This window comes from Exiguobacterium sp. s78 (assembly GCF_018618985.1).
Taxonomy (GTDB): domain Bacteria; phylum Bacillota; class Bacilli; order Exiguobacteriales; family Exiguobacteriaceae; genus Exiguobacterium_A; species Exiguobacterium_A abrahamii.
This window is the reverse complement of record NZ_JACSNB010000001.1, coordinates 602,532-614,676: the sequence shown is the minus strand read 5'-3', so window position 1 is coordinate 614,676 and position 12,145 is coordinate 602,532. Positions and strand designations below refer to the sequence as shown.

Sequence of the window (12,145 nt, the reverse complement as noted above, 5' to 3'; positions counted from 1 at the left end):
AGGAACGTCAAAGCATAGCAGTCGCTACACATTGCGTATCTTCATGATGAACCAGTACGAGTCGTCATACATGGTGAGAAGCGGGATGCTTCTGCTTTGTTGTCATTTCACTTTGCTATCATAGCACTTGTTTTCCCGTGATGTCAAGCCGCTTTCTATGTTCTTACAGAACGTTGCTCACATACTTGATTATAATAGCAATCCTTTGACGGATAAGCAAGAAGTTTCTAACCTGTTTTTCACGGGTACACTCTTAACATGGAAAAAAAGATTCAGAACATTCGCAAGCAAAATTGTTTATTTAGAATGATTATTGTTTTATAATCAATTTAATCTTACATAAGGGGGAGAATAACAGATGACTGAAAAACGATTAACGACCAATCAAGGTGTACCAATCGGAGACAACCAGAATTCACGTACGGCTGGACGTCGCGGACCAACGTTATTAGAAGACTATCAATTAATTGAAAAGATGGCCCATTTCGACCGGGAACGTGTACCTGAGCGTGTCGTACACGCTCGTGGATTTGGTGCTCACGGTGTCTTCACTGTCAAAAACTCAATGAAAAAGTACACGAAAGCAGCGTTTTTACAAGAAGAAGGGACAGAAGTTCCTGTCTTTGCCCGCTTCTCGACTGTTATTCACGGCACGCATTCTCCAGAGACGCTTCGTGATCCACGTGGGTTCTCTGTCAAATTCTACACAGAAGAAGGAAACTGGGATTTCGTCGGGAACAACCTTCCTGTCTTCTTCATTCGTGACGCTATGAAGTTCCCGGATATGGTCCATTCACTTAAACCAGATCCGCGCACGAACATTCAAGATCCTGACCGTTATTGGGATTTCATGACACTTCGCCCAGAATCGACGAACATGCTCATGCATCTCTTTACGGATGAAGGCATTCCTGCAAGCTACCGTAAAATGCGTGGTTCTTCCGTCCACTCATTCAAATGGGTGAACGCTCATGGCAATACGGTTTACGTCAAACTACGCTGGGTACCGAAAGCTGGTATTCATAACCTCTCAGCAGAAGAAGCAACGGAGATTCAAGGAAAAGACTTTAACCACGCTTCAAACGATACGTTCCAAGCGATTGAAGACGGAGATTATCCGGAATGGGATCTGTTCGTACAGGTACTCGATCCAGCTGACGTCGATCAGTTCGATTTTGATCCGCTTGACGCGACAAAAGATTGGTTTGAAGATGTCATTCCGTTCCAACACGTCGGTACGATGACATTGAACAAAAACGTCGACAACTACTTCGCTGAAACAGAATCTGTCGGCTTCAACCCAGGTGTCTTGATTCCAGGGATGTTACCATCTGAAGATAAGTTGTTACAAGGTCGTCTGTTCTCTTACTCAGACACACAACGCTACCGTATCGGAACGAACTACCAACAACTTCCGATCAACTGTCCGTTCGCACAAGTGAACAACTACCAACGTGATGGTGCAATGCCAGTCGGTCAGCAAACGAGTCCGGTGAACTACGAACCAAACCGTTATCAAGAAGAACCAAAAGAAACACCAGAGTATACGGAAGAAAACCAGCCGTTACTTGATGATAAACACGGTCGTCTCGAAATCGAGAAGACGAACAACTTCGGTCAAGCCGGCGAAGTATACCGTCGTCTGACAGAAGACGAGCAAGCAGCTCTTCTGAAGAACCTCGTCAATGATCTCGAACAAGTACGTCATGAGAACACAGTCTTGCTCGCAATCTGCAACTTCTACCGTGCTGATACTTCACTCGGTCAGAAACTATCAGAAGCGCTTCAAGTCGATATCGAACCGTTCTTGCAACAAATGCGTTCGTAATATGACACAAGCACCCTCGACGCTAGTCTTGGGTGCTTTTTTGTGTCTTAGTATGGAATGAAATCGTAGCGTTCTGCCGTCTTGTACGTGAACTCATTGAGTTTCTTGAATAAGACGATTTGATCGAGGCCAACCTGCTTGACTGTATTTTGTTGCATGTAACGTTTTTGCTCTGCCGTAAACGTATTATAGATCGGAGCATAGCCATTGCTTTGGAACGGTTGCATTTGAATCGCCCGATCTGCGTCTTCAAATCGATTGTAGCGAATCGTTCCTCCGACAACTCCTCTACCGAGAATCGTCATCGCTTTTCCATCCGCCCGGTGCACGTTTCGAATCGTATTGTAACGGACCGTTGGATTCTTCCAGTTCATCATCGAAATCGCATAATCCTTTGTTCCATCAATCGTATTTTTTTCGATCCGCACATTCGTGTGTAATCGATTTTCTGTGTATTGATGTGTGCCGATTGCCACGTTGATGTTACGGAACAAGTTATTACGAATCGTGATATCTGCATTCGGAGTTCCATCTTGTTTCGACCACTTCCAGTTGAACCCCTTTGTGATCGGGTCTGGTGTATCGAGATTAATCGATTCATTCGGACCTGTATTCGGTATCATGACGGCGTCGACGAATTTCATGTTTTCGATGACTGCCTTTTTCGTCGCATCAAGTTCCATTGCATGTGAACCCTTTTGATTCCGTACTGTGATGCCACCAATATACAAGTTTTGATTATGAGCAATAGCGAACGCTGAACCACGCGTATATCGATTCAAGTCGATTTGTGCATTCCCTTTTCCGATGATTTTAACGTTTTGTGAGCCATCATACTTTCCGACCTTTTTGTTCAAACGCAATACGGATGGAGCAACAAGATCAAATACACTGGTCGTTGAACTAATCTTCGTCGTTCCTGTCTCCGTCGTCTTCTTGATGATGACGCCATCTTCCAAGATCACCGTCGTATTGGACGGAATACCGACACGTAGTGGAGACAGATATGTTCCTTTCGTCAAGACGAGTGTCCCGCCACCCTCTTTTTCAAGGCGTTCCAAATAAGAGCGCATCGTATAATGGTTGCGCGTCTTTGCGTTATAAGTCGTATATTTACGAATCGTCGGGTCAATCGCTTCTGTTTTTGGTGTGATCCGGTACGTCTTTTTAGTCGTCGCCGCATCCGCTTCACCCGGATGAATACCGATTACCAATGAAGAGGTGATGAGAACAGCAAGAGTCGTCTGTTTCATTTTTTGTAACTTCCTTCCCATCCTTCAAAACATTCCATCCAATGAAGGTTTATTATAGCATTTATCCAATTAAAGGAAAAATAATTTTCGGTTATGTTGAATAGATTCAGCTGAATGATCTACCTTTGTCATCGGCATGCCGCTTCCTTCTTTTAAGTATCACATCACAAAAAAAGTCCGCCCTACAGTAGCAGGACGAACTCTTTCATGAGGCTAGAATTATTTTGAACGGTTCGCGATTTCTTGCTCTAAATCAGCGACGAATTGTTCAAGTGATGCGTTGCTTGAGTCTTTTGAACCGTAGCGACGAATGTTGACTTCGCGCGATTCGACTTCTTTGTCACCTAGAACGAGCATGACTGGTACTTTATTGACTTGTGCTTCACGAATCCGGTATCCGAGTTTCTCGTCACGGAAATCTGTTTCGACACGAATTCCTTTTTTCAGCAAGATCGCTTTGATTTCACGGGCATAGTCTTCATGCACTTTAGAAACCGGAATCAATTTCACCTGGACCGGTGCGAGCCATGTTGGGAACGCGCCTTTGTATTCTTCGATCAAGTATGCGACGAATCGTTCCATCGTCGAAACGACACCACGGTGTAAGACGACCGGACGGTGATCTTGTCCGTCATTTCCTTTGTACGTCAATTCGAATCGCTCTGGTAAGAGGAAGTCGAGTTGGACTGTCGAAAGCGTCTCATCTTTACCAAGTGCTGTCCGAACTTGAACGTCAAGCTTTGGTCCGTAAAAGGCAGCTTCGCCTTCTGCTTCGAAGTATTCGAGTTCGAGCTCATCCATTGTTTCTTTCAACTCACGTTGCGCCATTTCCCAAATCGCATCGTTATCGAAGTACTTCTCTTTATCCGCTGGGTCACGGTACGAAAGACGGAATTTGTAATCCGTGATTCCGAAGTCAGCATAGACTTCTTGAATGAGGTGAACGATGGCTTTGAACTCATCTTTCATTTGGTCAGGACGAACGAACGTATGTCCATCGTTAAGGACCATATAACGAACACGCTGAAGACCAGTCAAGGCACCAGACATCTCATAACGGTGCATACCACCAAGCTCCGCGACACGAAGCGGTAAATCACGGTACGAACGCGGTTCGTTCTTGTAGACCATCATGTGGTGTGGACAGTTCATCGGACGAAGAACGAGTTCTTCATTGTCCATCTCCATTTTCGGGAACATGTCATCTTGATAGTGATCCCAGTGACCCGATGTCTTGTATAGATCGACTGAACCGAGAACCGGTGTATAGACGTGCTCATATCCAAGTTCGAGTTCTTTATCGACGATATAACGTTCGACCGTCCGACGGATCGCTGCTCCTTTTGGTAGCCACATCGGGAGTCCTTGACCGACTTCTTGAGAAGTGAAGAACAAGCCAAGTTCCTTCCCGAGTTTACGGTGATCCCGCTCTTTCGCTTCAGCAAGGAAGTGGAGATGTTGTTTCAACTGATCTTTTGTCGCCCATGCTGTACCGTAAATCCGTTGTAACATCTTGTTTTTTGAATCCCCACGCCAGTAAGCACCAGCAATGCTCATCAATTTGAAGACTTGTAGCTTCGCTGTTGCTGGAACGTGTGGTCCACGGCAGAGATCGAAGAATTCGCCTTGACGGTAAATCGTCAAATCCTGATCAGCAGGAATCGATTCGATCAATTCGACTTTCAACGGATCATTGAGTTCTTTATAGATTGCAAGTGCTTCGTCACGCGAAACGACTTCGCGTTCGATCGGCAAGTTCTCACCGGCGATTTTATTCATCATTTTCTCGATTTCTGGTAAGTCTTCTTCTGTCAGACGACGTTCCATATCGATGTCATAGTAGAAACCATTCTCGATTGTCGGTCCGATCCCAAGATGAATCGTTTCATCTGGATACAGACGTTTGATGGCTTGTGCCATCAAGTGAGCTGAAGAGTGACGAATCAAGTCGAGCCCTTCTTCTGAATCCGGCATGATCAATTCGATTGTGCCGTCCTCTTCGATTGGACGACGGTAATCGATTGCGTGCCCGTTTAGTTTGGCAGCAAATGCTTTTTTACGAAGTCCTGGGCTGATTGAAGCAGCAACTTCTTCTGCTGTCGTACCGACTGCGAATTCCTTTACGGCGCCATCTGGAAATGTAAGTGCGATGTTTGACATGACTGTTTCCCCCTTTAACAAAATAAAAAAGACTCATCCCTAAAAAGGGACGAGTCTTAATCTCGTGGTACCACCCTCGTTCCCGGACCAATGTTGGTTCGGCTCGAACACGCGTTAACGGGCGTGAAGCGCAAACGGATTAGCCCCGTTCGTGCTATGAGGGAGTAAAGACATGAATGATGCCATGAGAAGCTTCCACCATTCTTCTCTCGCTAGTTTGGTTCATTTCATACTTCATATCCTCAATCGTTGCATCGTCTATTGACGTGTCATTAGTATAACGAATCGGTCGCTTCCTTGACAAGGAAAATTAGTAGCGACGTCGATTTTCACCGAGGAACTCGATCGGTTGCGTCGTCGTCCGGATCCGCTCCATCAGTCGTGCGGCCTTTAATTTATCACCTTGATCGTTCGTAATCCCGAAATGGAGCTCGAGTTCGTCATACGATAAGTTTGAGCTGAACAATGTCGGCAGACGATGCATCATGCGGTATTGCAAAATGATTCCGAACAATTCATCCCTTACCCACGGACTGATCGATTCTGCACCGATATCATCAATTAATAAGACTGGAATCGTTTGGAATCCTTCGAGGAACGTATCGAACGAGTCCGACCGAATCCGCCGTTTTGCTTCAGCGACGAACCCCGGGGCATGGACGAGAATCGTTGCAATCCGTTCTTTCTTTAGTGCATTCCCGATCGCAGCCAAGAGATACGTTTTCCCGACACCAAAGCTACCGTGCAGGTACAGTCCCTTTACATGCTCTTTTGAGCGCAAGTGATTGAGGAACTGCGAAGCCGCGCGCAAGGCAAGCTTTCGGTCCGTCGTCGACAAGTCGAAATCGCTGAAGTTCGCATCGCGCACTTCATCCGGCAGGAACAGACTCTTGAACTTTTTCTCAAGTGCACGTTCATCTTCTCGGTCTTTGAGTGCTTGCGACTTCTCATACGAGACGACGATCTGTCCTTTTTCGACGTGCAGGATCGGCTGATAGCCTTCGATGACTGCTTTGCTTTCAATCAATCGATTCCCATCCATCTGTTCCGCATATTCGTTCAGTTTGAGCATTCCCCGCTCGATCATTCGTTGATCGATTTCCGGATGGGTCCGTAAGAACATGACGACCCCCGGATGAGACAACACCCGTTGTTGAATCGCTCGAACCGATTCTGCGACGTCCGGTCGACTTAATATTTTTTCGATAGATGATTGGATATGTTCCATGTCTCGACTCCTTTAGTTCCCCTTCAGTTCTCGTAAGATTCGTTCCATCTCTTCATCGTCTGGAACATCCGCTTCGAAACTCGCTTTTTTAGAGGCTTCATACTGTTGCTGTTTCGCCTTCTCTTCTTGCAACCACTTCGGATTCGGACCGCCGTTCGTATTGCTGGTCCGTCCCCGACGTCCACCAACGGTCTGACGCGCGCGTTCTTGTTTTTGCTCCTGCTTTTTCGCGATCAAGTCATCCTGCTCCTGCGTCTTCGCCAGCGCCTCGGATGCTGTCACGTACCCCTTCTGTTTCCAATCATCGACGATTGATAAGAGGAAGTTCTTACTGAAGCGATTGTCTTTTTTGACGACGAGCGCATAGTAGTAGGCGGCATTGACGATCCCGGATGACATTTCATAATCGATGATCAATTGCTGGATCAATTCTTCATCTCGTTCAGACAACGCTTTGACTTTTCGTAACTTCGCGACATAATGCTTCGGATGGGTACTTTCCATCGTTTCTGTCGCTTCGACGTCTCCGACCTCGATCGTGTCGAGTGAGGCGACCTTCGCTTTTTTCTCTCGGCTGAGCTTTTGTTTCGCTGACAACATCATCTGTTTGCAACGTTCTTGTTTCTCAGCATCGGTCATCGGCAAGTATGCTTCGTGGCGGAAACGGGCATTTAATAGTTCCGCCATCAGCGCTTCATTCGACTGCGTGACGTAAGCAAGCTTTACGAGCAGATGATCAATCGCCTTTGAGTAAAATGTTCGTGGCAAGAAACGATCAGTCTGTCGCTTCATCTCTTCTAGGTCAAACGAATAATCGAATTCATATACTGCTCGTTCCTGTTTGGCATAGGCTTTCGGCTGATGCGCGGAAGCAAGACCAGCTTTCACATCGAACACTTGATCAAACCTGACCGTCCGATCAACGATGTTCTTCGGAAGCGGTTCTGTCCGGAAACGATGCTGGAGGGAGCGGAAACGAATTTCACCGACGCGGTAGAATAGCAGACTCGATAACACTCCGTCATTCAAGAAAGTGTTTGGCGCAAGCGGCACTCGGATTTGATAGATGTAGCGATACGCGGCTTGGCGCGCTTCGAACGTCCGGATCAAACCGATCCCTTCTAGCTTGAATAACTCTTCCTTGAACTCATCGACGGAAAAACCGAGTAGCGTTCCGAGTTCTGCATGGGAGATATATTGGGATTTTGTTTTTCCCGGAATCATCTCGCTCCAAAACGTTTGATAGAGTCCAAGTGCTTTGACACCAATGATCGGCTGGTACAAATAATATAAAGATTGATAAGCTTCACGGTCGACGACACCATTGCTCATCACTAAGCAAAGATCGGTACCGGAAAGTTCACGTTCTACCATCTGACTCGTCCTTTCTTTAGGGAGAAAAAGAGAGGTGCGCTGACCGGACAGACGACCTCTCTTATATCACGTTCAATTTTCACGGTCATTTTCTTGATGTCGCTCCATCAGCTCAGAAAGCTCTTGGAAGAAGACATTGATGTCCTTGAATTGTTTATAGACACTTGCAAAGCGGACGTATGCTACTTCATCGACGGAAGCTAATTCATTTAACACGAGACGTCCGACCTGCTCACTTGGAATCTCATGCTGAGCTGTCGCCCGCAATGCCTTTTCGACCCGACTGACGACTGTTTCTAGCTGTTCAATCGAAATTGGTCGTTTTTCACAGGCACGCACTAGTCCCCGCAAAATTTTATCACGATTGAACTCGTCGCGCGTTCCGTCTTTCTTTACGATGATTAAAGGGGTCTGTTCGACCATTTCGAAAGTCGTAAAGCGATAGCCGCAAGACTCACATTCACGTCTCCTCCGAATCGAACCGAAATCCTGGACCGGTCTTGAGTCCAGTACTTTTGTTCCGTTAAAATTACAGGCTGGACAGCGCATGCCGTACCTCCGTTCACGTGATTTCTTTTGTTCCAATCATTTTTAATCGGTATCCCGCATCAAGTGATGCATAGATGCGCTCGATGTGTTTTTCGAGATCAGGTCCGAGAAGACTTTCACGATGTAAGAATAGATCGACGGCTGTACGTCCGCCCGCCACCATAATGACGGTCGCGAGTCCGTCGACTTCTTTTAATGTAAAAGCGAGTTCTCCACGTTCCGCGTCAACACGACGCACCGTTCCGCCCTCTTGCTTTAAGATATTTTCTAAACCAGCAAACAACATCTCGACTGTTGCCGCATAGTAGTGTGTGCGTAAATTTTCGTTTTTATGTGTATCGGATGTCTCTAGCTGTTTTTGCAAGCGTTCCTTCAGTCCCATGGTCATCCTCTTTTCTTTGTTTCTTCTACTATTAAGAATAACAGACGTCAGACATATTAAAAAGCCCTCGTCTGAACGACGAGGGCTTGACGAATTCGTGTATGTTGTCAGTTGACGTGCTGGACAGTAGCCGCTGGAACTTGAACTGGTCCCATACCACGTGGAATTTCGACATTTTCACGGATTTTCGCATCGAGCTTTTCAGCAATGTAGTTCGCTGCGATGGCTGGATCGATCCGATCCCCACAAGTAAAGACATCAACCGATGCATACCCGTGCTCTGGGAAACTGTGAATCGTCAAGTGCGATTCAGAGATAATGACGACGCCACTGACGCCGTGTGGTGCAAACTTGTGGAATGCTACTTCTCGTACTTCTGCACCTGCTTGAAGTGCTGCGTCAACGAAAAGTCGTTCAACGAATTCCATGTCGTTCAATTTTTCAGGATTACAATCCCAAAGTTCTGCAATAATGTGTCTTCCCATAGTATCCATTTGTGGATCCCCCCTACATTCAATGGTCTTCAAAGTAGTTGATCACTTACTTTGCGCCTGAGTCGTTCGCACCCACGGGGGAAAGTTAGTCCAGAGAGGTCCTAACCCTTTAAGCTGCGATTGCCAGACCGATTGAAGTTCACGATTTGAATTATAGCGAGTATCAAAAAGATACACAAGGATAAATTTCAAAAATTAATACATTTCTAGAAAAAAAACGGGACAGGTCCCGTCGTTACTGGGATCTGCCCGTTGTCATTAATTCAATTCAAGTTCTTTTTCAACCGTTCCCATCGCCTCTAAGTGCGCCGAAACAAGGTGTACGAGGTCGACGACGCGGCAGGAGTAACCCCATTCATTATCGTACCAAGCGAGGACCTTCACTTGACGACCACCCATGACCATCGTCGAGAGTCCATCGACGACCGTCGAACGCTCTTCTCCGTTGAAGTCGATCGAAACGAGCGGTTCCATCGTCATTCCGAGAATGCCTTCAAGCGCACCGTCCGCTGCTTTCGTGAACGCTTCGTTCACTTCAGCAACTGTCGTATCGCGACTGACTTCGACGACGAGATCGACGAGTGAGACGTTTGGTGTCGGAACACGAAGCGCGAGTCCATTCAATTTTCCTTCCAAGTGTGGCAAGACGAGAGAAATCGCCTTTGCCGCACCTGTCGATGTTGGAATGATGGATGAGCCACATGCACGTGCGCGTCGTAAATCTTTATGTGGATTATCAATATTATTTTGATCGTTCGTAAACGCGTGAACCGTCGTCACGAGACCCGATTCGATTCCGAATGCCCGGTCGATGACTTGCACGACAGGTGCGAGACAGTTCGTCGTACACGATGCGTTCGAGACGATAGCATCTGTTTCATGATCATACATGTCGTCATTGACACCCATGACGATCGTCCGGACATCCCCTTTAGCAGGTGCCGTGATGACGACCTTTTTTGCGCCTGCCACTAAATGCTTCGCAGCACCCGTATCTGAGTTGAACTTTCCTGTCGCTTCGACGACGATATCGATGCCGAGTTCCCCCCACGGCAATAGTTCAGGATTGCGTTCACTGACGATTTGAATTTGTCTTCCGTCAACCATCAACGCCCCATCGATGATGTCGACCGGATAATTGAATTTCCCATGTACCGTGTCGTACTTGATTAAATGTGCAAGTGTTTCGACTGGATAGCTTGCATTGATTGCTACGACTTCGCTTTTCCCCTCAGCGATCAGACGTCGAAAGACCATTCGACCAATTCGACCAAAACCATTGACTGCCACCTTGACTCCCATGTGCGGATCCCCCTTCAATGTGACGGATGTAGCTCCGTTTACAGATAGAACTATATCATGAAATGTAAGCGATTTCATTATGTTCTCTAAAAAAAGTGAGAGAAGATGGAAACTTCTCTCACTTCGCACTTTTCATGTACCACTCTCATGCTTATCGGTGTCATATAATACTAACCATTTATCGATTTGTTGATATAACGAATCAAGACTCCCATCATTAAAGAACACATCATCCGCAAGCTCTTTTTTCTGTTCAATGCTAAGTTGCGAATGAATACGTGCATATGCTTCTTCTTCCGATAGATCATTACGTTGCATCAATCGTCTTAACTGCATGTTTTCCGGACAATACACGACTACGACACGGTCGAACAGCGTCCGCCAATCGCCTTCAAGTAACAACGGAATATCAAATACGACGAGCGAATGTCCTGAACGTTCATAGGCATCTGCTTCATCAAGCATCTGTCGTCGAATACTTGGGTGCATCAACTGATTCAGCTGTTGTCGTTTTTCGCTATCCTGAAAAATGATTTGTCCGAGTTTTGGACGAACGAGACGTCCTTCTTCGAATGCTTCCGGGAAGGCCATCTTGACCGCCTCATAGGCTCGCCCGCCTGGTTCAATGACTTCTCGCGCAACGAGATCCGCATCGATGACCGCTATTCCTTTTTGCTTCAGATAGCTAGAAACCGTACTTTTACCGGTGGCGATACTGCCCGTCAGACCAACCCTCATAAGGCGACCTGTTGGCACGTCGGACAGAAGTGTGTTCCCCGTCCGCCGACTTTAATTTTTTCAATGACAGTGCCACAACGGGGACACGGTTCGCCCTTTTGACCGTATACCGCGAGTTGAAGCTGGAACTCACCTTTTCCAGAAGGTGAGACATAACTTCGGATCGTACTTCCTCCCGCTTCCACTGCTTGTCGTAAGACGTCGACACCGGATTGATGGATGCGTGAGATATCATCAAGCGTCAAGGCACCAGCCTTCGTCAACGGATGGACACGTGCCGCATGAAGGGTCTCATCGACATAGATGTTACCGAGACCAAGGAAGATCGATTGGTCGAGCAATGCCGTTTTGATTGGACTTCTTTTTTTACGAATTAAATTCTCCGCTAACACTTCTGCTGTGAACTCTGGATCAAATGGTTCACGCTCCAGCTGTGCCAGTGGAGCAGTTTGCATCGCTGTTTCCTTATCACGTAATTCCATCGTTCCGAACTTCCGGACGTCATTGTAATGCAGCTCCGAACCATCCGTGAAACGGAAGACGACATGAGTATGTTTATCCCGCTCGACCGGTTGCGGATACGGGAAGTACTTCCCTTCCATCCGCAAATGGCTGACGAGATAAAAACGATCAAAATCAAAGAGTAGGAACTTACCGCGACGTTCGACGCGTTCGATCCGTTCTTGATGTAAGGCATCTGCAAATGGTGCCACTTCCATCCCCCGAATCATTTTCGGGTGGTAGACTTTGACGGAAGAGACTGTTTTTCCAGAGACCGAACGTTCTAAACTGCGGCGAACGGTCTCGACTTCAGGTAATTCAGGCACGTCTATTCCT

General features: G+C 46.7%; 11 protein-coding genes. 1 reads left to right on the top strand and 10 read right to left on the bottom strand.

Going from position 1 to position 12,145, the window contains the following annotated elements; translation table 11 throughout:
* Window positions 1-358 precede the first annotated feature (358 nt).
* On the top strand, window positions 359-1,828 hold the full coding sequence (locus KNQ18_RS03010; protein ID WP_215083802.1) for a catalase: 1,470 nt from the start codon (window positions 359-361) through the stop codon (window positions 1,826-1,828).
* Between the two features lie 47 nt (window positions 1,829-1,875).
* On the opposite strand, the gene KNQ18_RS03005 is transcribed toward KNQ18_RS03010, so the two are convergent.
* From KNQ18_RS03005 to mutM, 10 genes are all read right to left on the bottom strand, one after another.
* Window positions 1,876-3,081: a glycoside hydrolase family protein gene (locus KNQ18_RS03005; protein ID WP_214723784.1), complete on the bottom strand. Its 1,206-nt coding sequence runs from the start codon at window positions 3,079-3,081 to the stop codon at window positions 1,876-1,878.
* A gap of 219 nt (window positions 3,082-3,300) precedes the next feature.
* Window positions 3,301-5,241, bottom strand: coding sequence for a threonine--tRNA ligase (thrS, locus tag KNQ18_RS03000; RefSeq protein ID WP_029342321.1), 1,941 nt, complete (start codon window positions 5,239-5,241; stop codon window positions 3,301-3,303).
* A 310-nt stretch (window positions 5,242-5,551) separates the two neighbouring features.
* Window positions 5,552-6,469, bottom strand: a complete 918-nt coding sequence (dnaI, locus tag KNQ18_RS02995; RefSeq protein WP_023469020.1) for a primosomal protein DnaI — start codon at window positions 6,467-6,469, stop codon at window positions 5,552-5,554.
* 12 nt (window positions 6,470-6,481) lie between these two features.
* Window positions 6,482-7,843 carry a replication initiation and membrane attachment family protein gene (locus KNQ18_RS02990; protein WP_023469021.1) on the bottom strand — a complete coding sequence of 454 codons (1,362 nt, stop codon included), beginning with the start codon at window positions 7,841-7,843 and terminating at the stop codon, window positions 6,482-6,484.
* Window positions 7,844-7,915: 72 nt separating this feature from the next.
* A complete protein-coding gene (nrdR, locus tag KNQ18_RS02985) occupies window positions 7,916-8,392 on the bottom strand; it encodes a transcriptional regulator NrdR (RefSeq protein WP_023469022.1) in 477 nt (158 codons plus the stop codon).
* Between the two features lie 13 nt (window positions 8,393-8,405).
* On the bottom strand, window positions 8,406-8,774 hold the full coding sequence (locus KNQ18_RS02980) for a hypothetical protein (protein ID WP_023469023.1): 369 nt from the start codon (window positions 8,772-8,774) through the stop codon (window positions 8,406-8,408).
* A 107-nt stretch (window positions 8,775-8,881) separates the two neighbouring features.
* Window positions 8,882-9,268, bottom strand: a complete 387-nt coding sequence (gene speD, locus KNQ18_RS02975; protein WP_023469024.1) for an adenosylmethionine decarboxylase — start codon at window positions 9,266-9,268, stop codon at window positions 8,882-8,884.
* Between the two features lie 258 nt (window positions 9,269-9,526).
* Entirely contained in the window at window positions 9,527-10,570 is a 1,044-nt protein-coding gene (locus KNQ18_RS02970) for a glyceraldehyde-3-phosphate dehydrogenase (RefSeq protein ID WP_023469025.1), read from the bottom strand.
* A gap of 132 nt (window positions 10,571-10,702) precedes the next feature.
* Window positions 10,703-11,308, bottom strand: a complete 606-nt coding sequence (gene coaE, locus KNQ18_RS02965) for a dephospho-CoA kinase (RefSeq protein WP_149427708.1) — start codon at window positions 11,306-11,308, stop codon at window positions 10,703-10,705.
* Window positions 11,305-12,135 (bottom strand): DNA-formamidopyrimidine glycosylase, encoded by an 831-nt coding sequence (gene mutM, locus KNQ18_RS02960; RefSeq protein ID WP_215083800.1) that lies wholly within the window; start codon window positions 12,133-12,135, stop codon window positions 11,305-11,307. The genes coaE and mutM overlap by 4 nt, the downstream gene beginning before the upstream one ends.
* Between the last annotated feature and the right edge of the window lie 10 nt (window positions 12,136-12,145).